At 71.2% G+C, this 24,148-nt stretch carries 22 protein-coding genes; 9 read left to right on the top strand and 13 right to left on the bottom strand.

Annotation, left to right across the window (positions count from 1 at the left end; genetic code table 11):
- Window positions 1–28: 28 nt before the first annotated feature.
- From ACWC5C_RS38095 to ACWC5C_RS38080, 4 genes are read left to right on the top strand one after another with little or no spacing between them, the layout of a single operon-like run.
- On the top strand, window positions 29–1,294 hold the full coding sequence (locus ACWC5C_RS38095) for an ABC transporter substrate-binding protein (RefSeq protein WP_450883244.1): 1,266 nt from the start codon (window positions 29–31) through the stop codon (window positions 1,292–1,294).
- Window positions 1,295–1,317: 23 nt separating this feature from the next.
- Window positions 1,318–2,298 carry a carbohydrate ABC transporter permease gene (locus ACWC5C_RS38090; protein ID WP_450883242.1) on the top strand — a complete coding sequence of 327 codons (981 nt, stop codon included), beginning with the start codon at window positions 1,318–1,320 and terminating at the stop codon, window positions 2,296–2,298.
- Complete coding sequence (locus tag ACWC5C_RS38085; RefSeq protein ID WP_450883240.1) at window positions 2,295–3,155, top strand: carbohydrate ABC transporter permease; 861 nt, start codon at window positions 2,295–2,297, stop codon at window positions 3,153–3,155. Before ACWC5C_RS38090 ends, ACWC5C_RS38085 begins: the two co-directional genes overlap by 4 nt.
- A gap of 12 nt (window positions 3,156–3,167) precedes the next feature.
- Window positions 3,168–6,086, top strand: a complete 2,919-nt coding sequence (locus tag ACWC5C_RS38080; protein ID WP_450883238.1) for a glycoside hydrolase family 2 TIM barrel-domain containing protein — start codon at window positions 3,168–3,170, stop codon at window positions 6,084–6,086.
- Window positions 6,087–6,213: 127 nt separating this feature from the next.
- On the opposite strand, the gene ACWC5C_RS38075 is transcribed toward ACWC5C_RS38080, so the two are convergent.
- From ACWC5C_RS38075 to ACWC5C_RS38045, 7 genes are all read right to left on the bottom strand, one after another.
- Entirely contained in the window at window positions 6,214–8,163 is a 1,950-nt protein-coding gene (locus ACWC5C_RS38075) for a DUF2264 domain-containing protein (protein ID WP_450883236.1), read from the bottom strand.
- Window positions 8,160–9,209: a rhamnogalacturonan acetylesterase gene (locus ACWC5C_RS38070; protein WP_450883234.1), complete on the bottom strand. Its 1,050-nt coding sequence runs from the start codon at window positions 9,207–9,209 to the stop codon at window positions 8,160–8,162. Before ACWC5C_RS38070 ends, ACWC5C_RS38075 begins: the two co-directional genes overlap by 4 nt.
- 134 nt (window positions 9,210–9,343) lie before the next feature.
- Complete coding sequence (locus ACWC5C_RS38065; RefSeq protein WP_450883232.1) at window positions 9,344–9,805, bottom strand: peroxiredoxin; 462 nt, start codon at window positions 9,803–9,805, stop codon at window positions 9,344–9,346.
- Between the two features lie 87 nt (window positions 9,806–9,892).
- A complete protein-coding gene (locus ACWC5C_RS38060; RefSeq protein WP_450883230.1) occupies window positions 9,893–11,089 on the bottom strand; it encodes a Gfo/Idh/MocA family protein in 1,197 nt (398 codons plus the stop codon).
- Between the two features lie 25 nt (window positions 11,090–11,114).
- Complete coding sequence (locus ACWC5C_RS38055; protein WP_450883228.1) at window positions 11,115–12,494, bottom strand: ABC transporter substrate-binding protein; 1,380 nt, start codon at window positions 12,492–12,494, stop codon at window positions 11,115–11,117.
- An 11-nt stretch (window positions 12,495–12,505) separates the two neighbouring features.
- Complete coding sequence (locus ACWC5C_RS38050) at window positions 12,506–13,453, bottom strand: carbohydrate ABC transporter permease (RefSeq protein WP_450883224.1); 948 nt, start codon at window positions 13,451–13,453, stop codon at window positions 12,506–12,508.
- A gap of 11 nt (window positions 13,454–13,464) precedes the next feature.
- The gene (locus ACWC5C_RS38045) at window positions 13,465–14,361 is read right to left on the bottom strand and encodes a carbohydrate ABC transporter permease (RefSeq protein WP_450883222.1); all 897 of its coding nucleotides are present in this window, start codon (window positions 14,359–14,361) and stop codon (window positions 13,465–13,467) included.
- A gap of 174 nt (window positions 14,362–14,535) precedes the next feature.
- Here ACWC5C_RS38045 and ACWC5C_RS38040 point away from each other — a divergent pair, with 174 nt between their 5' ends.
- Window positions 14,536–15,705, top strand: coding sequence for an ROK family transcriptional regulator (locus tag ACWC5C_RS38040; protein ID WP_450883286.1), 1,170 nt, complete (start codon window positions 14,536–14,538; stop codon window positions 15,703–15,705).
- Window positions 15,706–15,745: 40 nt separating this feature from the next.
- On the opposite strand, the gene ACWC5C_RS38035 is transcribed toward ACWC5C_RS38040, so the two are convergent.
- Window positions 15,746–16,054, bottom strand: a complete 309-nt coding sequence (locus tag ACWC5C_RS38035; RefSeq protein ID WP_450883220.1) for a hypothetical protein — start codon at window positions 16,052–16,054, stop codon at window positions 15,746–15,748.
- Between the two features lie 168 nt (window positions 16,055–16,222).
- Window positions 16,223–16,642, bottom strand: coding sequence for an ankyrin repeat domain-containing protein (locus tag ACWC5C_RS38030; protein WP_450883218.1), 420 nt, complete (start codon window positions 16,640–16,642; stop codon window positions 16,223–16,225).
- A gap of 228 nt (window positions 16,643–16,870) precedes the next feature.
- Here ACWC5C_RS38030 and ACWC5C_RS38025 point away from each other — a divergent pair, with 228 nt between their 5' ends.
- Both ACWC5C_RS38025 and ACWC5C_RS38020 read left to right on the top strand, forming a co-directional pair.
- Window positions 16,871–17,065, top strand: coding sequence for a hypothetical protein (locus ACWC5C_RS38025; protein WP_039936790.1), 195 nt, complete (start codon window positions 16,871–16,873; stop codon window positions 17,063–17,065).
- Between the two features lies 1 nt (window position 17,066).
- The gene (locus tag ACWC5C_RS38020; protein WP_450883216.1) at window positions 17,067–18,689 is read left to right on the top strand and encodes a hypothetical protein; all 1,623 of its coding nucleotides are present in this window, start codon (window positions 17,067–17,069) and stop codon (window positions 18,687–18,689) included.
- A 13-nt stretch (window positions 18,690–18,702) separates the two neighbouring features.
- On the opposite strand, the gene ACWC5C_RS38015 is transcribed toward ACWC5C_RS38020, so the two are convergent.
- A complete protein-coding gene (locus ACWC5C_RS38015; protein WP_450883214.1) occupies window positions 18,703–20,226 on the bottom strand; it encodes an SCO1417 family MocR-like transcription factor in 1,524 nt (507 codons plus the stop codon).
- Between the two features lie 211 nt (window positions 20,227–20,437).
- On the opposite strand from ACWC5C_RS38015, the gene yczE reads away from it, so the two are divergent.
- Together yczE and ACWC5C_RS38005 are read left to right on the top strand one after the other, a co-directional pair.
- Complete coding sequence (yczE, locus tag ACWC5C_RS38010) at window positions 20,438–21,070, top strand: membrane protein YczE (RefSeq protein WP_450883283.1); 633 nt, start codon at window positions 20,438–20,440, stop codon at window positions 21,068–21,070.
- Between the two features lie 256 nt (window positions 21,071–21,326).
- Window positions 21,327–21,704: an RNA polymerase-binding protein RbpA gene (locus ACWC5C_RS38005; RefSeq protein WP_055556980.1), complete on the top strand. Its 378-nt coding sequence runs from the start codon at window positions 21,327–21,329 to the stop codon at window positions 21,702–21,704.
- Between the two features lie 77 nt (window positions 21,705–21,781).
- Here the strand turns inward: ACWC5C_RS38005 and fxsA are convergent, their stop codons facing one another.
- The 3 genes from fxsA to ACWC5C_RS37990 all read right to left on the bottom strand — a co-directional run bounded on the left by fxsA (window position 21,782) and on the right by ACWC5C_RS37990 (window position 24,026).
- Complete coding sequence (gene fxsA, locus ACWC5C_RS38000) at window positions 21,782–22,387, bottom strand: FxsA family membrane protein (protein ID WP_450883211.1); 606 nt, start codon at window positions 22,385–22,387, stop codon at window positions 21,782–21,784.
- Window positions 22,388–22,996: 609 nt separating this feature from the next.
- On the bottom strand, window positions 22,997–23,206 hold the full coding sequence (locus ACWC5C_RS37995; protein ID WP_450883209.1) for a Rho termination factor N-terminal domain-containing protein: 210 nt from the start codon (window positions 23,204–23,206) through the stop codon (window positions 22,997–22,999).
- An 85-nt stretch (window positions 23,207–23,291) separates the two neighbouring features.
- Window positions 23,292–24,026 carry a polyprenol monophosphomannose synthase gene (locus ACWC5C_RS37990; RefSeq protein WP_450883281.1) on the bottom strand — a complete coding sequence of 245 codons (735 nt, stop codon included), beginning with the start codon at window positions 24,024–24,026 and terminating at the stop codon, window positions 23,292–23,294.
- Window positions 24,027–24,148: the final 122 nt, after the last annotated feature.

Here is a 24,148-nt window from a genome sequence, read left to right as displayed (position 1 = left end):
AGAACGTGAACCGAGACAAGGACGTCACATGTCGGCAGTGAACAGAGCCAGGGATGCCAGGGATTGGGACCGCCGCAGCGTGCTGCGCGCCGTCGGCGGGGTGGCCGCCCTCGGCGGGCTCGCCGCCTGCGGGTCGAACACCGGCCGCGCCAGTGGCGGCGGCAAGTCGATCAAGCAGATGTACCACGCCTACGGGGAGCAGGGCACCCAGCAGGCCGCCAAGAAGTTCGCCGACGCGTACGACAAGGCGAAGGTCACCATCGAATGGGTGCCGGGCGAGTACGAATCCAAGCTGGCGACCTCCCTGCTGGGTTCGGGCCGCCCGGATGTCTTCGAATACCACCCCGATCTGCAATTGGTGCGCTCGAAGCAGATCGTCCCGCTGGACGACATCATCGCCGACGTCAAGGATGACTTCCTGCCGGAGGACATCACGGCGAATTCCGTGGACGGGAAGATCTACGGAATCCGCATGATCGACGACCCGCAGTTCTTCTTCTACCGCAAGTCCCTCTTCGAGGACGCCGGGGTCAAGCCCCCGACCACCTTCGACGAACTCATCGATATCGCCCACAAGCTGACCAAGGGCAAGATCAAGGGCCTCTACATCGGCCAGAACCTGAAGACCATCAGCAAGCCGCTCGTCTGGTCCAACGGCACCCATTACCTCACCGAGGACCACAAGATCGCGTACCACACGGATGAGCTGGAGGAGACGCTCACCAAGGCGCGGGAGCTGTACAAGAGCAAGTCGCTGCTGCTGGGCGCCCCGACCGAGACCTGGGACCCGACCAGCTTCGTGCAGGGGCTGTGCGCGATCCAGTGGTGCGGGATATGGGCGATACCGGCGATCCAGAAGGCGTTCGGCGACGACTTCGGAATCTTCCCGTTCCCCAAGTCGGGGGCGAAGGGCCGCCCGGTGGTCTACAACGGCGGCTGGTCCACGTACGTCTCCGCCAAGGCCAAGGACGTCGACGGGGCCAAGGACTTCGTCAAGTGGCTGTGGATCGAGCAGAAGAAATACCAGCAGGAATGGGCCCTGGACTACGGGTTCCACATTCCCGCGCGCAAGAGCATCGCCGCCGGGGCGGACAAGCTCAAGGACGGGGTCGCGGCCGAGGCGGTCGAGCTGTTCAACAGCCACGGCATCTTCGACGACCCGTACTGGACCGAGGGCATGTTCAACATCGTGCTCGACGCGGTCGTCAACTCGGTGCGGGACAGCAAGAGTCCCGCGTCCGAACTCGACAAGGCCGATAAGAAGATCGAGCGCGAGCTGAAGAAGCTCGGTTAGGCCTCGGCCGGAAGACCACTGACATGGCGACCACCACACCCACCCAGAGCACCGCCCCCGTGCGGCCCCACAAGTCGGCCCCCGCCGGGCGGCGGCTGCGCGGACTCGGCGGCAGCCGCGGCCGCGCCCTCAACTTCTGGCTGTTCACCAGCCCGTTCCTCATCGGGCTGATCATCTTCGTCTATGTGCCGATCGGCTGGAGCCTCTGGCTGAGCCTGCACAACGCGAAGGGCACCGTCGCGCCCACCGAGTTCGTCGGCCTCGCCAACTACGCCGACATGCTCGGCGACGGCGACTTCGTGGACAGCCTGATCAACTTCACGATCTTCGCCGCGCTCATCGTCCCGATCACCTACGCGCTCTCCCTCGCCCTCGCGCTGCTGGTCCACCGCATCCGCTTCATGAAGGCGTTCTTCCGCTCGGTGTTCTTCCTGCCGACCGCGTGCAGCTTCGTCGTGGCCTCGCTGGTCTGGAAGATGTCGATGTTCAACGGGCTGCACTACGGCATGGTCAACACCGTGTTGAGCTGGTTCGGCGTCGACTCCGTCGCCTGGCTCGCCTCGCCCCATCCGCCCTGGTACTGGCTGGTGATCTGCACCGCCCGGCTGTGGCTCCAGTGCGGGTTCTACATGATCCTGTTCCTGGCCGCGCTGCAGAACATCCCGCGCGAGCTGTACGAGGCGGCGGCCGTCGACGGTGCCAAGTCCGGCTGGCAGACGTTCCGCCACATCACCCTGCCGCAGCTGCGCGCCACCTCGGTCGCGGTCATCCTGCTGCTGCTCATCGCGGCGTACCAGGCGTTCGACGAGTTCTACAACATCCTCGACGAGGGCCGCGCCACCTGGGGCCGCCCACCGCTGGTCGAGCTGTACCTCCAGGCGCTCGGCGCCAACCAGGACTACGGGCACGCCAGCGCGGGCGCCCTGATCCTCGCCCTGCTGATCGCCATGGTCACCCTCGTCCAGGGCAAGTTCCTCGGCCTCGGAAAGGGTGACGACAAGTGACCATCACGGCACCGGTCAAGAAGCGCACCCCGCGCTCCGTCATGAGCAGCACCGGACTGTACGTCGCGCTCGGCGTCGCGACCGTGCTGTTCGTCATCCCCTTCTATCTGATCATCCGCAACGCCCTGTCCACCGACGCGGACATCACCGGCGAGGACTGGGCGTTCTTCCCCAGTGACCTCCAGTGGGGGAACGTCAAGGAGCTGTTCGACGACCCGTCCGTCCCCTTCGCCCAGGCGCTGTGGAACTCCACCGTGGTGGCCGTGCTGCACACCCTCGGGACGCTGCTGGTGTGCTCGCTGGCCGGATACGGGCTGGCCCGCATCCCGTACAAACACGCCAACAAGGTGCTGTACACCGTCCTGTTCACCCTCATGGTCCCGGCGGCCGTGACCTTCGTACCGAGCTATGTCCTGGTCTCGTCCCTCGGCTGGGTCTCCTCGCTGCGCGGGCTGATCATCCCCGGGCTGTTCAGCGGGTTCACCGCGTTCCTCTTCCGCCAGTACTTCCTGGGCTTCCCCAAGGAGCTGGAGGAGGCGGCCCGGGTGGACGGGCTGGGCTACTGGGGCGCGTACTGGCGCATCGTGGTGCCCAACTCGCTCAACTTCTTCGCGGCGATCTCCGTCATCACGTTCATCAGCGGCTGGAACGCCTTCCTGTGGCCGCTGGTGATCGGCCAGGATCAGAACTCGTGGACCGTCCAGGTCGCGCTGTCCTCGTATATGACCGCACAGACAATCAACATCCACTTGATTTTCATGGCAACGGCCGTATCGATCCTGCCACTTGTGCTCGTCTTCGTGTTTCTGCAGCGCTGGCTTGTGCAGGGTGTAGCACAGACCGGTATCAAGGGCTGACCGAGGAGAACGATGAACTCGCGCGCGCACACGCCGCCGCTTCCCTACTACGAGGACGTCTCCCCCGGCACCGGATGCCTGCCGCCGCGCGCCTGGGCCCCCGGCTCCGACGCCGCCCGGCTGAGCCTCTCCGGCACCTGGGCGTTCCGGCTGTCGCCCACCGCGACGGCCGAGGACGAGTCCTTCGCCCGCCCCGGCTACGACGCCTCAGGCTGGGACGAGATCCCGGTGCCCGCGCACTGGGTGCTGCACGGCCACGGCGCGCCGATCTACACCAATGTGAACTATCCGTTCCCGGTGGACCCGCCGCGCGTGCCCACCGAGAACCCGACCGGTGACCATCTGCGCGTCTTCGACCTCCCCGGCGACTGGCCCGCCGACGGGGAGGCGGTGCTGCGCTTCGAGGGCGTCGAGTCGTGCGCCCGGGTCTGGCTCAACGGGGAGGAGCTGGGCACCTTCAAGGGCAGCCGGCTACCGCATGAGTTCGCGGTCGGCGGGCTGCTGAAGCCGTCGGGGAACGTGCTGGCGGTGCGTGTGCACCAGTGGTCCTCCGGCAGCTATCTGGAGGACCAGGACCAGTGGTGGCTGCCGGGGATCTTCCGCGAGGTGTCGCTGGTGCACCGCCCGGCGGGCGCCGTGGCGGACTTCTTCGTGCACGCCTCGTACGACCACGTCAGCGGCGCGGGCACGCTGCGGGTCGACGCGGAGCCAGGCGGCGGCCGGGTCAGCGTGCCCGAACTGGGGCTGGACCTGGCGACCGGGGAGAGCGCCACGCTGCCCGTCGAACCGTGGACGGCGGAGACGCCACGGCTGTACGAGGGCACGCTGACGACGGCGGGCGAGACGATCGCGTTGCGGATCGGCTTCCGTACGGTCGTGGTCGAGGACGGCGTGTTCAAGGTCAACGGCCAGCGGGTGCTGTTCCGGGGCGTCAACCGGCATGAGTTCCACCCGGAGACCGGCCGCGCGCTGGACCTGGCGACGATGCGCCACGATCTGGAGCTGATGAAGCGGCACAACATCAACGCCGTGCGCACCAGCCACTATCCGCCGCACCCCGCCTTCCTCGACCTGTGCGACGAGCTGGGGCTGTGGGTCATCGACGAATGCGACCTGGAGACCCACGGCTTCGTCGACCTCGACTGGCGGAACAACCCGGTCGACGACCACCGCTGGACCCCGGCGCTGATCGACCGGGCCGCCCGGATGGTCGAGCGCGACAAGAACCACCCGTCCATCGTGATGTGGTCGCTGGGCAACGAGTGCGGCACCGGCCGAGGGCTGTCCGCGATGGCCGACTGGATCCGGGAGCGCGACGCCTCCCGGGTGATCCACTACGAGGGCGATCTGTCCTGCGCCGACACCGGCGTCTACTCCCGGATGTACGCGCCGCACGACGAGGTCGCGCGGATCGGTACCCGTACGGAGCCGCCGTGGGGCGACCCCGCGCTGGACGCCAAGCGCCGGGCGCTGCCGTTCATCCAGTGCGAGTACGCGCACGCGATGGGCAACGGGCCGGGCGGACTCAGCGAGTACCAGCGGCTGTTCGAGTCGCATGAGCGGCTGCAGGGCGGGTTCGTCTGGGAGTGGATCGACCACGGCTTCGCCCGGCACACACCGAACGGCACGCTGTACTACGCGTACGGCGGGGACTTCGGCGAGGAGCTGCACGACGGCAACTTCGTCTGCGACGGGCTCCTCTTCCCCGACCGCACGCCGTCCCCGGGGCTGATCGAGTACAAGAAGGTCATCGAGCCGGTACGGATCGAGGGCGACGGGGCCACCGGGACGGTCCGGATCACCAACGGCCACGACTTCACCGACCTGTCCCATCTCGCCTTCACCTGGGCGTACGAGGCCGAGGGCGTGGCGGTCGGCTCGGGCGAGCTGGTGGTGCCGCCGCTGGCCCCCGGCGCGTCCGCCGACCTCAAGCTGCCCGCGCCCCCGGACACCGCGCCGGGCGGCGAGACCCGCTGGACGGTCGAGGCGCGGCTCGCCGCCGGGACGGCGTGGGGCGGGGCGGGGCATGTGGTGGCCTGGGCGCAGTTGCCCGCCGTGGCCGCCGCGACGGCCGTTGTGGATGCCGTGGCGGCACCGCGCCGTGGCGGGGGCCGGATCGTCCTCGGCCCGGGTACGTTCGACGCCGCGACCGGCACCCTCGCCGACCTCGGCGGGCTCACGCTCACCGGTCCCCGGCTCGACCTCTGGCGGGCCCCCACCGACAACGACAACGGCGCGTCCTGGCAGCCCGATGAGCGCTACGGGCTGATCTGGCGGCAGCTGGGTCTGCACCGGCTGCGGCACCGGGTCGACGCGGTGGACCTCACGGACCGGGAGCTGACCGTCCGTACCCGGGTCGCCCCGGCGGCCACCGACCTCGGGCTGAGCGCGGTCTACCGCTGGACGGCGGAGGGCGACCGGCTGCGGCTGGCCGTCTCCGTCACCCCGCTCGGCGAGTGGCCCTGCCCGCTGCCCCGGCTGGGCGTGCGGCTCGGGGTCCCGGCCGCGCTGGGGGCGGCGGAGTGGTTCGGCGGCGGTCCCGGCGAGGCGTACCCGGACACCCGGGCCGCCTCCCGGCTGGGGCGCTGGGCGCTGTCGGTGGACGAGCTGCAGACGCCGTACGTGCGGCCGCAGGAGAACGGCGCGCGGGCCGATGTGCGCTGGGCGCGGCTGACCGCCCCGGACGGTGCGGGCCTGCGGATCGAGGGCCACCCGCCGTTCTGGTTCACGGCCCGCCGCTGGACCACGGAGCAGCTGGACGCGGCCGAGCACACCCCGGACCTGGTGGCGTCGCCCGACACGGTGTGGGTCAACCTCGACCACGGCCAGCAGGGCATCGGCAGCCAGTCCTGCGGCCCGGGGGTGCTGGAGCCGCACCGGCTGCGCGCGGCCCCGGCGGAGTTCTCGTTCACCTTCAGCCCGCTGGGCTGAGCGCGTGACGCCACCGGCGGACCGTCCCCCTGGGCGGCGGTCCGCCGGTGTTGTCTTGTCCCCAGCTAGAACGCGGGCCAGTTGCTGCGCCGCCTCGGCAGCGGCCAGCGCTGGGCGGCGGAGTCGGTCAGTTCCGGCTGGCCGGGGCCGGGATCGACGGGTCGACGCGGACCGCCTCGGCCGACAGGCGGGCGCGGTAGGCGGCGCCGTCCCACCAGGCGACCCGGACCTCGTAGCCGTCGGCGGCGAGCGCCACGTCCACGCGGGCCAGCGTCTCCAGCGGCGGCGGGTCCGGTTCGGCCGTCAGCCGGGCCAGGCAGACGAACAGGTCACCGGCCGCGCCGCCGGTGGTCTCGCCGGTGAGGGCGGGGGCGACGGCGTGGCCGGTGAAGGCCGTGGCGGCGGCGGGCAGCGGATCGGCGGTCAGCAGGCCGTGCAGCGGCAGGAGTTCGGAGCGCGGGCCGTTGTCCGGGCTGTTCGGGCTGTCCGGGCCCTCCGGGCTGTCCGGGGCCTCGGGGGTCGCCCAGCCGGTCTGGCGTACGGCGTGGCCCGGGGCGGCCCCCGCCACCAGGTGGACGCGGACCTCCGCCGCGCCGTGCGCCAGCACCAGGCCGGTGATCCGGACCTCCTCCGACCGCTCCTCCCCCACCACCCGGGCGCGGTGGCGGGAGGCGGCCCAGCCCTCCCCGGTGCCCAGGGGCTCCAGCCCGGTCCGCAGGGAGACCCGGTCGCCGCCGCCGCTCAGCAGGCCGAAGTGGTTGTCGGGCGCGGCGCCGTACGGGACGGGCCCGGTGGCCGTGGAGTAGGCGAGCCGGGCGTAGTACGGGTCGTCCTGGTCGGGGTCGCCGGGCGGCGGAAGGTGTTCGCTGCCGTGGTTGTGGAGCCGTACCAGGCCGTCGGCCACGGTGGACTGGAGCAGCCAGTTCGGGCCGGGCACCGCGCGAGTGAGGTCGGTGGTGGTGGCCGGTCCCGGCTCCTCGCGGGCCGTCCACACCTCGTGGCCGTCCGGGAGCAGCAGCCCGACGAAGCCCTTGGCGGCCCAGTAGGGGGACGCGGGCCCGGAGTAGGGCTGGGCCAGCTCCTCGTAGCGGCCGTGCCAGCCCGGCGACAGCAGCCCGCCGTCCGATGCCGCGCCCCGGTCGAGGAAGTAGCGCAGGGCGCCGGAGGCGAGGCGGCGGGTGGTGCCCGGGGTGAGCGGGGTGTGCCCGGTGAGGGCGCCCAGCCACAGCGGGGCGGCGGCCGCGAACCGGTAGATGAGCGAGCGGCCCTGGTGGAGCGGGGCGCCGTCGCCGCCGAAGAGGTGGGCGTAGTCGGCGAGATGGGCGGCCAGCCGCTGCCCGTAGCGGGCGAGCCGGTCGGTGTCGCCGGACAGCCAGGCGTCGAGGGCCGGGTAGAGGTGCAGGGCCCAGCCGTTGTAGTAGTCGAAGGCGCGGTTGGCGCCATCGCTGTACCAGCCGTCGCCGGTGTACCAGGGCTCGATGCGCTCCAGGCCCCGGGCGACGGCGGCGCGGGCGGCCTCCGGTGCCACGTCCGCGTCGGCGAGGAAGCCGCCGACGGCCACCGGGAACAGCTCCCAGTTGGTGGGCACGGGGGTGGCGGTCAGCGCGTCCGTGAGCCAGCCGCCGACGCGCTGGCGTACGCCGTCGTCGAGGCGGTCCCACAGCCAGGGGCGGGTGAGCCGCAGCCCGAGCGCGATCGAGGCGGACTCGACCAGCGGCTGGCTGCGGTCGGCGATCCGGGGCCAGTCCTCCGGGCCGTCGCCGCCGGGCCGCCGGGTACCGGTGGCGAACCCGGCCGCGTAGCGCTCCAGCAGACCGTGCGGGTCGGCGCCGCGCGCGCCCGCGACGCGGAACGCGGCCAGCAGGAAGGTGCGGGCGAACCCTTCGAGCCCGTCCGAGCGGGCGCCCGACCAGCTCGGCCGGAGGCCCGGCAGCTGGTAGAGGGCCTGCCCGGGGGTGGCGTACGGGGTGACGGCGGCGAGCAGCCCGTCGGCGGCGGCCTCCCAGTGGGCCCGGGTCCAGCCGGTGTACGGGCTGGTGGCGCGGTCCTCGGCGGGCATGGGGAACGGGTACGTCATCGGATCACCCCGCCGGGGACGAGGCGCTGCGCGCGCAGCTCGCCGAGCACCAGCCGGGCGAACTCGGTGGCGCCGTGGGCGGAGGTGTGGGTGTTGTCGCGGGCCTCGTTGTAGAGGTAGAGCGCCTTGGAGTCCTCCGGGCCGAGCCGTTCCACCAGCTGCCGGGTGAGCGCGGTGAGGTCGATGAGGGGGACGCGCTGCTCGGCGGCGAGGGCGCGCATCTCGGCGGGCAGGTTCACGCCGAGGCCGTTGATGTGCAGCGCGGTGCCGTTGTCGAGGGTGCCGTCGTCGTTGAACCAGCGGCGCACGATGGGCGTGACGAGCACGGGCTCGCCGCCGTGCGCCCGTACCCCGTCGAGCAGCGCGGTGAGGTTGGCGCGGTAGTCGGCGGCGGTCGTCTGCTTGTCGTTATGGGCGAGCTGGATGAGGACGGTGTCGCCCCTGCGGATCAGCGGCCGCATGGTGGGGAAGAGCCGGGGATCGGCGAGGAAGGAGCCGGAACCCTCGCCGGAGTCGGCGTAGTTGGCGACCGAGAGGCCGCCCCGGAAGTACTGCGGAAGCTGCTGCCCCCAGCCCGTGTACGGGGCGGCGATCTGGTCGCAGACGGTCGAGTCCCCGGCGAGGAAGAGCTGTGGGCGGCGGCTCGCGGTGACCCTCAGATCGGTGAGGCGGGGCGCGTCGCCGCCGAAGGTGAGGTCGAGCCCGGGGGAACCGCTGGGCCCGGTCGGCTCCCCCTCCGGCTCGCGCACATCGACGGTGAAGGTCACCTTCAGCCGCTGCCGGGCGGCGGTCGGTGTGGCGGGCAGCAGGGTGCGCCGCGACTCGGCGGTCACGGTGGTGCTACCCGCGTCGGCGCCGCCGAGGACGGCCGTGACGTCGTACGTCCCCGGGGCGACGTCGAGGTGGCAGGTGATCGGGGCGGTGCCGGTGCAGTCGCGGAGGGCGTGGCCGGGGTGGTGGCCGGAGGTTCCGGCCCACGCCGGGGCGCAGGGCAGCAGGGCGAGGCAGGCGGTGGCGGCCAGCAGTGCGGTACCGGCGCGTCTCATGGAGGCTCCTCAGCTCGGCGCGTGCGGCGCGGCGTAGGGTCGGGCGGCCCGACCCTACGCCGCTCGGCAAGCGCTTTCTAGAGGGCTCACAAGGTTTGCGGGGGCGGTCCAACGCACCGCCCCCGCAAGTGTTTTCAGCTCTGCGCCGCCCGGCGGCGGAGCGCGTCGAGCGCGCGGTCCGCGTGCACCCCCATCCGGAACTCGCTCTTGACGATTTCCAGCACCCGGCGGTCGGTGTCGATCACAAAGGTGACCCGCTTGGTCGGTACGGCCGCGATGCCGCGCTTCACCCCGAACCGCTCCCGCACCGCCCCTTCCGGATCCGACAGCAGCGGATAGCCGAAGGAGTACGCGCGGGCGAACTCCGCCTGCTTTTCGACCACATCGGCGCTCACGCCGACCGGCTGGGCGCCCAGCTCCTTGAACTCCGCCGCGATGTCGCGGAAATGGCACGCCTGCTTCGTGCACCCGGGCGTGAAGGCCGCCGGATAGAAGAACAGCACGACCGGGCCGCCCGCGAGCAGCCCGCTCAGGGTACGGGTGGCGCCGTTCTCGTCCGGAAGTTCGAAGTCCTCGACCACATCACCGATGTCCATGAGGATCAAGCTATACGGCCGGACCGCCACCCCGTGGGGCGATGCCCCCGGCGGTCCGGCTCCTCGTGTGCCGGTTACGCCCGTCGGTTACGCGGGGGCGTCGCCGAAGTCCGGTATGTCCAGGCGGGTGCCGCCCTGGAGCGCGGACCGGTGGGCGATGATGCCCGGCAGGGTGTAGCGGGCCGCGACCCACGCGTTCACCGTGGGCAGGGTGCCGGTGGTGACGGCGGTGACGAAGTCGTCGACGAGGAAGTGGTGACTGCCCTCGTGCCCGTTGGGCAGCTCGGCGAACTCCTTCGGCAGCTGCGACCGGTCGTGCACGGGCGCGCTGCCCGAGGTGAAGGCGTCCCGCAGGGCGGGGGCGACCTCGGCGAGCGACGGATCGTCGGCGGACAGGGTCGGCGCGGGCTGGAGGTGCGCGGAGACGTCCTGGACGCCCTTCTTGTCCTGCCAGAAGCTGACGGTGGCGAGCTGTTCGAGACTGCCCTCGGTGCCGAAGAAGCGGAACCGCGATTCACGGATGTGCGAGGGGTAGCCGACCCGCCGGAACTCGTTGATACGGAACGACCCGCCCCCGGCGGCCTCGAAAAGCGCGGTCGCGTTGGAGAAGTCGTTGTCGAACTGGCTGACCTCCTTGTCGAAGACCCCGTCCCCCCGCTCGTCCCGGACGCCGATCGCGGACACGCTCACCGCGTGGGTCTGCCAGGCGCCCAGCACCCCGCCGACCGAGTGGGTGGGGTAGTGCAGCGGCGGATAGCTCGCGGTGGACTTCCAGTCCGCGCCGCCGCTGTACTGGTACGCCTCGTAGAAGCCGAGGTCCATGTCGTGGACGTAGTCGCCCTCGGCGTAGAAGAGCCGCCCGAAGCCGCCCTCGGCGATCTTCTGCCGGGCGTAGACGGTGGCCGGGTTGTACTGGCTGGTCTCGCCCATCATGTACGTCAGCCCGGTCTCCCGGACGGCCTCGATGATGGCGGCGATCTCCACCTCGCTGACCGCCATCGGCACGGCGGAGTACACATGCTTCCCGGCGTGCAGGGCCTGGACGACGAGGGGGCCGTGGGTCCAGCGCTGGGTGAACAGCGCGACGGCGTCCACGTCGGATTCCAGCATGGCCTCGAACGTGGGGTGGGTTCCGGCCAGCCCGTACTGGGAGACCAGCCGGTCCGCGCGCTCGGGCAGCAGATCGGTGACGGTGACGTCCCCGACGCCCGGGTGGGCCTGGAAGAGCTTGGCGAACTGGCCGGCGAACTGCCCGGCGCCGACGATGCCAAGGGTGAACGGCATGGAGGGCCCTTTCTCGGTCAAAGAGTCACTGGTCGAAGAGGAAGTTGATCTGCTGGTTGGTGCGGTCGAGCACACCGGAGACGGACGCACCGTTGGCGTAGATGTCCTGCATCGCGGGACCCATCAGATCCTTGATGTCGGCGGCGTAGTCGGTGATGGGGAAGGGGAAGGTGGTGCGGTCGGCGACCGGCTTGGTGAAGGCCGTGGTGTCGATGCCGTCCTTCTTGTAGGCGGCGGCTGCCGCTGCCGTGCCCGCCTTGGTCGCGGGGAAGACGATGCCGTGTTCACCCACCGTCTTCTGGCACGCGTTCGAGGCGAGATAGGCCACCCACTTCTCGGCGCCCTTCTTGTTCTTCGCGTGCTTGCTGATGGAGTCGGCGAGGCCGTTCATCATGGTGGCGCGGTGGCCGGACGGGCCGACGGGGGTCACGGCGGTGCCGACGTCGACGCCCTTCAGCCCCGCGAAGGTGGAGATCATCCAGGAGCCGTGCATCGCGATGGCCGCCTTGCCGGAACCGAGCTGCACCTCGGGGCCGTTGGACTCGGAGAAGTCCGTGAACGGTGCGAGGTACCCCTTCTTCGCGAGCCCGAAGTACCAGCTGATGGCGTCCTTGAAGGCGGGCTGGTCGTAGTTGTAGTGATCGCCCCACTGGCGCTTGTTGGTGTAACTCCAGCCCGACGAGCCGGCGAAGGCGCTCCACTGGGTCTGGCCGTCGGACTCGCCCGCGTCATTCGTGGCCAGGCCATAGGTGCGCACATGGTGCTTGTCGAAACCCGGCTCGTCCCCTCGGACCCCGTTACGGTCGACGGTGAGATGGGCGATGGTCTTCTCGAACGAGCCGCCGTCCCGGGGGTTCCAGGCCAGGGAGTTGAGATCCTTGGCGGAGACTCCGGCGGCCTTTGCCATCTTCTTGTTGTAGAAGAGGGCGACGGTGTCCCAGTCCTTCGGGGCGCCGTAGCGGTGGCCGTCCTGGCCGACCCACGAGGCGCCGAGACCGGGCTGATAGTCGGCGTTCTTGATGCCCTTGGTGGCGGGCAGCTCGTCGAGCGGGGCCAGCACGCCGAGGTCGGCGAACTGGGCGAACTTGGACACGTGGTCGGTGAAGACATCGGGCGCGGTGCCCGCGATGAATCCGGCGGTGAGCTTGGTCCAGTAGTCGTCCCAGCCCACCTGGGTGATATCGATGGTCAGCCCGGGGTTCTTCTTCTCGAAGTCCTTCGCGCACGCCTGGTAGGCCGGCAGCTGGTTGGCGTCCCAGAGCCAGTAGCTGACGGTCCGCTGCGTGGCGGCCGAGGAGGAGCCCTGCGGTGCGCAGCCCGCCGCGAAGGTGAGCGCGGCGGCTCCGCCGAGCGCGACCACGGTACGGAGGGCGCGGGGTGCGCGGAGGGTTCGTGCTGGTGACATCGCTGCGCCTCCTACTTGATTCCGGTGAAGCCGACGGAGTTGATGATGCGCCGGGCGAACGCGGCGAACAGCAGGAGCATCGGGAGGGCGGCGACCAGCGTCGCCGACATCAGCCCGGCCCAGTCCACTCCGGACTGCGGCGACTGGGCGCGGAAGATGCTCAGCGCGACGGTGAGCACCCGGGAGCTCTCGCTGTACGAGACCATCAGCGGCCAGAAGTAGTCGTTCCAGGACGTCATATAGGTGAGGACGGAGAGCGTCGCGATCGGTGCTCCGGCCATCGGCAGGATGACCCGGAAGAAGACCCGCACCTTGCCCGCGCCGTCCAGCAGCGCGGCCTCCTCGATCTCCGCGGGGATGTTCATGAAGAACTGGCGGAGGAAGAAGACGGCGAACGGCGTCATGAACATCGTGGGCAGCGCGATGCCCAGCAGGTTGTCGACCAGGCCGAGCTGCTTGATGAGGACGAAGTTCGGCAGCAGGGTGAAGACGGCGGGCACCATGAGCCCGGCGAGCACCAGCCCGAACACCTTGTCCCGGCCGCGCCATCGCAGGCGGGCGAAGGCGTAGGCGGCCATGGCGGAGAAGAGCACCTGGCAGCCGGTGACCAGGGTGGAGACGAATATCGAGTTGAGCAGATAACGCCAGAAGTTGAGGCTGCCGCCCGAGCCGCCCTGGGCCAGGGCGTCCTTGGTGCTCTGCAGGCCGAAGACCCGGGCGAAGCCGCCCAGGCTGATGTCGGCGGGCAGCAGGGAGGCGGGGTGGGCGGCGAGCGCGGTGTTGGTGGACAGCGCGGTCCGCAGGATCCAGTAGAAGGGGAAGAGTGTGACCACCATGACCCCGCCCATGAGGATCCAGGCGAGGACGCGGCCGGGCGAGGGCCTGCGCCGCACCTTGATCGCGGTCCGGGTAGTGGCCGGGCTGGGGGCATCGAGTTTCGTGGATGTCGCCAGTGCCATGACGGGCCTCCCTAACCGAGGTCGGTCTGACCGGCTTTGGTGAGCCGGTACTGGACGATGGTGATCACGCTGAGGACGATCAGCAGCGCGACGGACATCGCGGAGGCGTAGCCGAACTGGAAGCGTCCGAACGCGGCACCGTAGATGTAGAACTGCAGCACGTTGGTGGCGTTGGCCGGGCCACCGTCCGTGGTGACCGCGACCGTGTCGAACACCTGGAACGATCCGATGACGGTCATGATGAGCACCAGGGCGAGGATCGGCCGCAGCAGCGGCATCGAGATGCGCCAGAACATCCGCCACTCCCCCGCCCCGTCGATCCGGCCCGCCTCGTACATGTCCTTGGGGATCGCCTGGAGTCCGGCGAAGAGCAGCAGGGCCGTATAGCCCACATGCCGCCAGACGTTGACGAGCGCGATGGTGGGGATCGCCCACGCCTGGCTGCCGAAGAAGGCGATGTGGTCGAGGCCGAGGGCGCCGAGGAGCTGGTTGCCGATGCCGAGCTGGGTGTCGAGCATCCACAGGAAGACGATGCCGGTGACCACGTTGGAGACCAGATACGGGGTGAGCACGATGCCGCGCACCAGCGCCGACTGGGTCAGCCGCTGCATCAGGACGGCGATGAGGAGGGCCACCACCGTCTGCACGCCGATGTTCATGACCACGTAGACGACGGTGACGCGCAACGAGTCCCAGAAGATGGGGTCGTTGACCATGCGCACGTAGTTGTCCAGGCCCACCCACTCCGGCGGGGTCAGCAGGTTGAAGCGGGTGAAGCTGAGATAGATGCCGCGCAGGGTTGGCCAGAGGAGGAAGACGAGGAACCCGAAGAGGGCGGGTGCGATGAACGCGGCGGCGAGCAGCCCGTCGCCGCGGGCGCCCTCGCGACGGGGCGAGGCGATGGCCATAAGACTCCCTTGTCCATGACGTGGTCCATGGCCGTTTAGTTTCGTGACGAAAAAATAGAGCTGTCAAGACCCGTGCATAAGCTGTGGAAAACCCGTTGTCCACAGCCCCGGACCCCGGCATTGTTTTCGTCGGGAAAGATATATAGGCTCCGGGATGTGGATGATGACGGCTCGATGAGTGCGCTGGCGGCCAGTTGGGCACCGCTGAGTCCCGCCGAGCGGGCGGTGGCGATCGAGGTGCTGATGCACGGACCGCTCTCCCGTGGCGAGATCGCCAGGCGGCTGGATCTGTCGGCGGGCAGCCTCACCCGGCTGACCAAGCCGCTGATCGAGTCCGGGCTGCTGGTCGAGGAGGCCTGGCCCGCCTCATCCCGTCCGCCCCGGCCGGGCGGGCAGGGGCGCCCCTCCCAGCCGCTGGACATCGTGGCCGAGTCCCGTTATTTCGCCGGGTTCAAGATCACCGGTGATGCGGTGTACGGGGTGGTCACCACGCTGAAGAGCGAGGTCGTGGCCCAGCGGACCCGTCCGCTGGACACCCATGCCCCCGAAGAGGTGGCGGACCTCCTCCATGCCCTCGTCCAGGACTTCAGCGGCGACTTCCCCCGGCTGGCCGGGATCGGCGTCGGCGTGGGCGGCCATGTCCGGGGCCGGTCCACCGTCGTCGACTCCGCCTTCCTGGACTGGGACGACGTCCCGTTCGCCCAGCTCGTGGAGGTGCGCACCGGGCTGCCGGTGGTGGTGGAGAACGACGTGGTGGCGCTCACCGAGGCCGAGACCTGGTTCGGCGCGGGGCGCGGCCTTGACCGCTTCGTCGTGCTCACGATCGGCGCGGGCATCGGATACGGCCTGGTCATCGGCGGCACCCTGGTCCGCGGCTCGGAGGACGGCCACGGTCTCGGCAAGCGCTGGATCATCGATCCGAACGGCCCCCTCACCCCGGACGGGGAGCGCGGCAGCGCGGTGGCCCTGCTGTCCATCCCCAGCATCCGCTACCAGGTGCGGGCGGCGCTGGGCCGCGAGATCGACTATCCCGGCATCCTCGCCCTCGCCGCGTCCGGCGACCCGGTCACCGGCCGGGTGGTCGACGAGGCGGCGCGGGGGCTGGGCGTCCTGGTGGCGCAGATCGCCAACTTCGCGATGCCGCAGAAAATCCTGCTCGCCGGGGAGGGGGTCGGCCTGGTCGACGTGGCGGGCGAGACCATCCAGGAGACCATCGCCGCCCACCGCCATCCGCTGGCGGACCCGGTGGACCTGGAGACCAAGGTCTCCGACTTCCACGACTGGGCGCGGGGAGCCGCCGTGCTGGCCATCCAGGTCCTCGTCCTCGGCAAGACGGACAGCTAGTCAAGCGGCGCTGGTCAAGCGGCCCTCGCGGCAGGGGATTTCAGCAGCGCAGACGGGCCGTGTGGCCGTCGATCCGCAGGATGCACTCCGTGAACAGCGCCATCGACGGGCTGCCGTCCGTGGGGACCAGCCGCAGATCGAGGTCCATGATGGATCTGATGACCTGGGCGGTACGGCTCCCGTCCGGGTCCGGGCCGCGCAGCGCCGACCACGATTCGAACTTGTCCCGGGCGTTCTCCCACGCGGGTCCGGGCGTGAAGTGGCAGAGGAAGACCGGCTGGTCGACCCCGTACTGCCGTAACTCGCCGACCGTGGCCTCGCCCTGCATAAGCCACCAAGTGGCAGTCATCGCGCCCCCAACTCCGTACATGGGACTGGATACCGATCATACGGGTGCGGAAGGTCCGCCGAGGACCAACTCGATTCACCTCGGCGGCCTCGGTCCGGCGACAGGTCTCCAGGGGCGGCACGATCTCCAGGGGCGGCACGGCCTCCACGGGCCGCCAGGTTACGGGCGTTACGAGGTCGCGGGCCCGAACAGCGCCAGCAGATCGTCCCGCCCGAACATGCGCGCCGTATCGACCGCCGAGGGCGAGCCCGCGCGCGGGTCGGCACCGGCGGCCAGCAGGACCCGCAGCACCTCCTCCTCCCCCTTGAAGGCCGCCCCGGCGATGGGCGTCTGCCCGCGCTCGTTGACCCGGTTGGGGTCGGCGCCGCGCTCCAGCAGGGCGGAGACGGCCGCCGCGTGGCCGTGGTACGCGGCCAGGATGAGCAGCGAATCGCCCTTGTCGTTGGTGAGATTGGCCGGAACACCCGCGTCCACATAGGCGGCGAGGGTGTCCGTGTCGCCGTGCCGGGCCAGGTCGAAGACCTTGGCCGCCAGTTGCAGCACCTCCGGGTCGTGAGCGGGTTCGCTCTCGGGGTTCGGTGCGCTCATCGCGTATCGCCTCCGGCTTCGCTAGCTGTGCGTTCACTGCCTGTGCATGCCGCTACCCGCGCACGCGCCATCTGTGCATGTGATCACCGGCACGTGACCATTGTGGCGCCCGCGCAGCCAATCTCCCCATTTGCACCTTTCCCCGGATGGATACATGCTGTGACCCTGAAATGACTCACGGTGAGAGTCGCCCGCCAGCCCAGCCAGTCCACCAGCCAGGAGACCGAGATGATCCTGTCCATTTCCGGTGTCGTCCTGCTCGGCATCGTCGTCTTCATCTTCTTCCGCAAAGACGGCCTCAAGGCATCACACGGCGTCGTCTGCGCCCTCTTCGGCTTCTACCTCGCGAGCACCGCCATCGCCCCGAGCATCAAGGCCGGTGGCGCGAGCCTCGCCAGTCTGCTGGGCGGGATCAAGATCTGACGTGGGCCGACTACCGCTTCCCCGGCTCCGCTTCGGCGGCGCCGGGCGCGCCCCGTTCCGCCGCGGCCGCGAGTTCGCCCGTACCGCGGCCGACAGCGCCGCCGATGTCTTCCACCCGCTGGTCGCCCTCTCCCGGGGCTTGCGGGTGCTCGCCGCGGGCGGACGGCGCCGGTGGGCGGAGCTTCCGGGCGAACAGCGGGGGCCCGCGTTCTTCGTCGCGGCCGCCTGCGTGTTCGTCGTCTTCCTGCTGCCGTACGGGCCGCTGGCCTCGGTGATCGGCCTGCTCGGCGCCGCGGGCTGGGCCGGGCGGGTGCGCGCCCCCGCCGCCCCCGGGCCCGGCGCCGACGAGACCGAGCGGCTGGGCCTGATCTACGAGGCGCTGGTGCCGTACTTCGCCGCCGCCGAGGACCCGGATCCGCTCTACGGCCACGGCGGGGAGTGGTCGCGCCCCTTCGAGTCGTTCACCTTCGACGAGGACGGGCGGCTGACGCGGCTGCTGCTGCGGTATCCCGCGTACTTCACGGACGGCGAGCCCGAGGCCCGGGCCCGGATCGAACAGCTGCTGTACGCGAAGTCGGGGCGCGACCGGGAGTACCTGTTCACCTGGGACGAGGAGGCGAACCGGCTCACCCTGGAGGTGCTGCCCGCCCTGTCCACCGCGATCTGCGCCCAGCGCTTCGTGACCGCGCCGGGCGAGACGGTGCTCGGCTTCACGGACGCGTCCTCCGTGCGGCGGACCCTGCCGGTGCTGGAGGGCGTCGACGACGAGACGGCCGACGACGGCTCCGGCGCGGACAACACTCATGATGCGGCCGATACGTCCGGCGCGGCGGCGACCCGGGATGTGCCGCCCGTCCTCTGGCGCACCGGGCCGCGCTCCACCGAACCGCATCTGCTGGCGCTCGGCCGCCCCGGCAGCGGCACCACCACCCTGCTCCGCTCCATCCTGCTGCAGGCGCTGCCGCACGGCGACGTGCTGGTGGTGGACGGCAGCGGGAGCGGCGAGTACGCGTGCCTCAGCGGCCGGGCCGGGGTGCTGGCCGTCGAATGCGGGCTCGCCGGGGTGCTGGCCACGCTGGAGTGGGCCGGGCACGAGACCGAACGGCGGCTGCTGGCCGCCAACCGCGCCCGCCAGTTCGGCCACCCGCCGCCGGACGACGTCCAGCGCCCGCTGTGGATCGTGCTGGACCGGCCGTCCGCGCTCAGCCATGTGGCGGCGGCGGACGGCCGTACGGATCCCCAGGAGCTGCTCCAGGTGCCGCTGCGGCACGGGCGGGCCGCGAACGTACGGGTCGTGGTGGCCGAGCAGCTCGACGCGGTGGAGGGGCTGAGCGAGGCCGTACGGTTCCACACCCGCGCCCGGGTCGTCCTCGGACCGGCCTCACTCGAACAGACCATCGCCGTACTGGGCGCCCCGCCGCCCACCACCCCGGTCCCGGAGGTACCGGCGGGCCGGGGGTACGCCCGGCTCGGCGCGGGCCCGGTGCACCGGCTCCAGGTCCCGGCCACGCCCGATCCGTACGACGACGCGACGAGCGAGGGCCAGCGGCGGGCCGTGCTGCGGCTGCTGCCCACCCCGGACGCGGGCTCCCCGGGCGAGCGGGCGGTGGCCACCAGCACGTGACCCCCGCAGCGGGTCAGGCCACCCAGGTGCGCGGGGTCTCCGCCTCCGCCGTGGCGCCCGTCGCCACCAGGTCCGCGGCGGCGGCCAGTCGGGCGGCGGCCTTGTCGGCCACCGCGCCCGCCACAGTGAACGGAAGCCGGACGTAGCCCTCGAAGGCGCCGTCCACGCCGAAGCGCGGGCCCGAGGGGACACGGACGCCCAGCCGGGCGCCGGTCTCCGCGATACGGGAGCCGGAGAGGCCGCCGGTGCGGGCCCAGAGGGTGAGCCCGCCGTGCGGCACGGTGAACTCCCAGTCGGGGAGGTGGCGTCGTACGGCGTCCACGAGCGCGTCCCGGTTGTCACGGGCGTGGGCGCGGCGGACCTCGATGGCCTCCTCCCAGCCGCCGGTGTTGAACAGCCAGGCGACTGCGAGCTGTTCGATGACGGGCGTGCCCAGGTCGGCGTAGGCGCGGGCGGCGACGAGGCTGCGGATGATGTCGGGCGCGGCCCGGACCCAGCCAATGCGCAGCCCGGCCCAGAAGGACTTGCTCACGGAGCCGACGGTGATGACGTTGCTGCCCGCCGGGTCGAAGGCGGCGACCGGGCGGGGCATCGCGATGTCGTCGTCCAGCCGCAGGTCGGTCATGGTCTCGTCGGCGATCAGGACCGTCCCCGCCGCGCGGGCGGCATCGACGAGACTGCGGCGCTGCTCCTCGGTGGCGAGCGCGCCGGTGGGGTTGTGGAAGTCCGCGACGACGTACGCCATGCGGGGCGCGGCGGCGCCGAGGACCTGGCGCCAGGCGGGGATGTCCCAGCCCGCGAGCTTGTCGGTCATCGCGACGGGCACCAGCCGGGCGCCCGCTTCCCGCATCAGCTGCAGCACATTGGCGTAGCTGGGCGATTCGACGGCGACGCGCTCACCGGGGCGGACGAGGAGGCGACAGGTGGCGGCGACGGCGCCCATGGCACCGGTGGTGACCATGATCTGTTCGGGCATGGTCGGTATGCCGCGCGCGGTGTAGCGGTCGGCCAGGGCCTGGCGCAGGACGGGCAGCCCCGCCGGGTAGTCGCCGTGGGTGTGGGCGTACGGCGGCAGCTCCTCCAGGGCGCCGCGCGTCGCGCGGGTCAGCCAGGGTTCGGGGGCGGGGGGTGCGGCATGGCCGAGGTCGATGACGGAGGCGGCGGACTCCGGGGGCAGCGGGTCGAGTCCACGGGTGGGCAGCGGGCTCCCGGCGGGCATGGCGGTCCAGCTGCCCGCGCCGCGCCGCGACTCCAGGAACCCCTCGCCGCGCAGCGCCTCGTAGGCGGCGGCGACGGTGGTGCGGCTGACGGTGAGCGCCGCGGCGAGTTCACGCTCGGCGGGGAGGCGGGCCGCGACCGGGACGCGGCCCTCCAGCAGGAGCAGCCGTACGCCGTCGGCGAGCGCGCGGTAGGCGGGGACGCGGCGGCCGCCGTTCAGCGCCTCGGCCGGGCTCGCGGCCGTCGCGTCGCGGGGGTGCTGGGAGCCGAGCAGCCGGGCCAGTTGAGGTGCCCCCACCGCAGAGGTCCACGGACTCATCGGATGCGGTCCACCTTTCCCGGATTGGCCATGGAACTGGACTGTTTCCAGGCATCAGAGTGACATGCCACCGGCCAATGGCACCAGCCCGCACAGAAGTGGCCACACACCTCAGGAGTACGCCTTGTCCAAGGAAGCCTCGGGGGGCTCCCGCCACCTCACCCGTCGCCTCATCCAGCTCTACGGAGGACTCGTGCTCTACGGCGTGGGCATGGGGCTCCAGGTGCGTGCCGCACTCGGGCTCGACCCATGGGACGTGTTCCACCAGGGGATCGCGAAGCGCGCCCCGCTCTCGTTCGGCACGGTGACGATCATCGTCGGGGTCGCCGTACTCCTTCTGTGGATTCCGCTGCGGCAGCGGCCGGGGCTCGGCACGGTGTCCAACGTGATCGTGATCGGCGTCACGGTGGACGCCACCCTGTGGCTCGTCCCGCACCCGGACGCGCTGGCGCTGCGCGCCCCCCTGCTGGTGTTCTCGGTCGTACTGGGCGGCGCGGCCACCGGGCTGTACATCTCGGCGCGGTTCGGGCCGGGGCCACGGGACGGCCTGATGACGGGGCTGCACCAGCGCACCGGCCGGTCGATCCGGCTGGTGCGGACCGGGATCGAGGTGGCGGTGCTGGCCACGGGATTCGCACTGGGCGGCTCGGTCGGGGTGGGCACGGTACTGTACGCGCTGGCCATCGGGCCGCTTTCGCAGTACTTCCTGAGGCTGTTCGCGATACCCTCAGCCACCGGCGACGCGGCGGACGGCGTGGCGGGTGGCGCTCCTGGCGGGGCGACGGAGAGTTCACCGGTGGTGGCACAGGGCGGTTCACGGAGTCCGATCCGTGACCTGATTTAGCCCTCGTGCACGCGGAGCGGTAGTGTACGCCCTTGGCCCACCAGGCGGACCGTTACTGCGCGCTAAAGCATGAGAAACGCTGGGTGACATCTGCTGCCAGATGTGACAAACCGGGCGCCTGTGGGTAGAACAACGGGGCGGCACGACGGGCGACGCATGTCCCAGTACGGGAATCTTCACCGCCGACCGGACGTTGACCGGATGACGACGACAGCGACACCTGTCCTGTGGGCGAGAAGCCCGGGAGGCACGATTCATGAGTGAGCGAGCTCTTCGCGGCACGCGACTCGTGGTGACCAGCTACGAGACCGACCGCGGCATCGATCTGGCCCCGCGCCAGGCGGTGGAGTACGCATGCCAGAACGGACATCGATTCGAGATGCCGTTCTCGGTAGAGGCGGAGATCCCGTCGGAGTGGGAGTGCAAGGCGTGCGGCGCCATGGCACTCCTGGTCGACGGCGAGGGACCAGAGGAGAAGAAGGGCAAGCCCGCGCGCACGCACTGGGACATGCTCATGGAGCGGCGTACCCGTGAGGAGCTGGAGGAGGTGCTGGCCGAGCGGCTGGCGATCCTGCGCTCGGGCGCCATGAACATCGCCGTGCATCCGCGCGACACGAGCCGCAAGTCTGCCTGAGCCGCACACGGCAGTACTGACGCACAAGGGCCGGGGCCACTGCTGAGCAGTGGCCCCGGCCCTTGTGCGCTTTTCGATCAGTCCTTGTCGTCCCGGACCACGTCGCTCCGGCCCGCGTCGTCCCGGCTCACATCGTCCCGGACCACCTCGCCCTGGATGACCTGGCCGTCCCGCGAGCCCCCGGTCGGACCCTCGCCAGGGCCCGGCTGGCGCCCCGGCCCGCCCGGCCCGAAGGCGACGCCCAGGGAGCCCGGCGTGTAGCCCATCCGGCGCGACAGCGCGCTCTCGGTGCGGCGCCGCAGCACCGCCGCCGTCGGCGGGAACAGGCACAGCAGCGCGGCCACGTCCGAGACCAGCCCCGGGATCATCAGCAGCAGCCCGCCGAGCATGGTGAACGAGTTCCCGGTGCGCCCCGGCTGCCCGGCGGGCTCGGCGCCCGACTGCATCGTCCGCGCCAGGTTCTGCCACGCCCGGCGCCCCGCGCGCTTGACGATGGCCGCGCCCACGACCGCGCCCGCGATCAGCAGCAGGAAGACGGTGAACCCACTGGCCGCCTCCGCGACCAGGGTCAGCAGCCAGATCTCCAGCACCAGCCAGGCGGCGACGCCCAGCGGTACGAAAGTGCGGGCACGGCTGCGCTTCGGGCGGGTCGGGTCGCTCTGCTGAGATGCGCCGGTCGTCATGCCTCCAAGTGTGCCCGGACCCGAGCGCTGCGCGGACCCCGGGGGCGTGGATCCAGGCACTCCCGGACGGAATCCACGGGGAATCGGCGGCGGTCCGGGTACCCGCCGCCGCAGAGGTGGGTGTGCTGGAGGTGCTGGCGCTGGCGCTGACCGGGGTCTGGCTGGTGGCACTCGTACCGCTGCTCCCCGCCGCGCAGGGCCCGGCTCCCGGCTGGTGCGCTGGACGGCGCTGCTCGGGGTTCCGGCGATCGCGCTGCCGCTGTGGAGGAGCCGGAGACCGGCGGCCGTCTCGGGCGCATCCCGGTGCCGATGCTGGCCGTACCGGCGGTGCTGCTGGCCGGGGCGCTGGCGGCCGGGCTGGTCCCGTCGCACACCCACACCGTGGGCCGGGCCGGGGCGCTGTTCACCGACGGCTCCGGCTACCGGCACGCGGTGCTCGGCGGACGCGCGGCGTCCGCCCCGGCGTTCGTGCCGCCGCACTGGTCGGCGGCCGGGCTCCTGCTCGGGCTGCTCTCCACAGCCCTCGCCATCGCCTGGCCGCACTGGCGGTGCGGCGGCCCGCCCGCACCGGGGCGGCCGCGCTGGCCGTCCCGGGGATCCGCTAGCGGATCAACGATTACGGCGCAGAGCGGAGATCAGCTGACTCTTCGACATCTGCGACCTGCCCTCGATCCCGGCCTTCTGGGCCTCGCGGTACAGGTCTTCCTTGGTACGCGCCTCCATGCCGCCGGACTTCGCACCCTTGGGGGCCATCGTCCTGCGCTGTGCGCCCTTGCTGCTCTTGCTGCTCTTGCTGCTCTTCATGGTCATCTTGGGCATGTTCCGCCTCCTTCCGCCTTCAGTGTCCGGCAGGTGACGGAGTGCCGCCCGTGGGACTACTCCGAGCGCGCAGGGGCCCCCGGGACTACTGGTCCTTGCGGCCCAGCAGCTTGTTCACCCGTGAGCCCACGCCCCAGGACATGACGCGCCAGGCCGCCTCGGTGACGATGTCCCGGCTCATCTTGCTCTCGCCGCGCTCGCGCTCGATGAACGTGACGGGGACCTCGATGACGTGGAAGCCCGCCTTGACGGCGCGCCAGGCCAGGTCGATCTGGAAGCAGTAGCCCTGGGAGGCGACGGCCTCCATGCCGAGCCCCTCCAGGGTCTCCTTGCGGAAGGCCCGGTAACCCGCCGTCATGTCGCGGATCGGCACGTCGAGCATGAGCCGGGAGTACGTGCTGCCGCCCCGGGAGATGAACTCGCGGGACTTGGGCCAGTTGACGATCCGTCCCCCCGGCACCCAGCGCGAGCCGATCACCAGGTCCGAACCCTTGAGCGCGGTGAGCAGCCGGGGCAGTTCCTCGGGCTGGTGCGAGCCGTCCGCGTCCATCTCCACCAGGACGCCGTAGCCGTGCTCGATGCCCCAGCGGAAGCCCGCCAGATAGGCGGCACCCAGGCCTTCCTTGCCCTTGCGGTGCAGGACCTTGACGTGGTCGTCGTCGGCCGCCAGTTCGTCGGCGACCTTGCCGGTGCCGTCCGGGCTGTTGTCGTCGGCGACGAGGACATGGGCGTCCGGTACGGACTCCCTGACCCGGGCGACGATCGGCGCGATGTTCTCCGCCTCGTTGAAGGTCGGAATGATCACCAGGACGGTGCCCAGCGGACCGTACTTCCGCCGTCCGCCGTCGTCCTGGCCGGTGCGGCGCGGCTCCGGACCCCCGTCCTCGGTGCCTGGCCCGTCGGCCTCGTCTGCCCCGGTGCGCGGCTGGTCGGCCTGGGTGG

This window comes from Streptomyces sp. NPDC001700, assembly GCF_053596435.1.
This window is presented reverse-complemented; position numbering and strand designations above follow the sequence as displayed.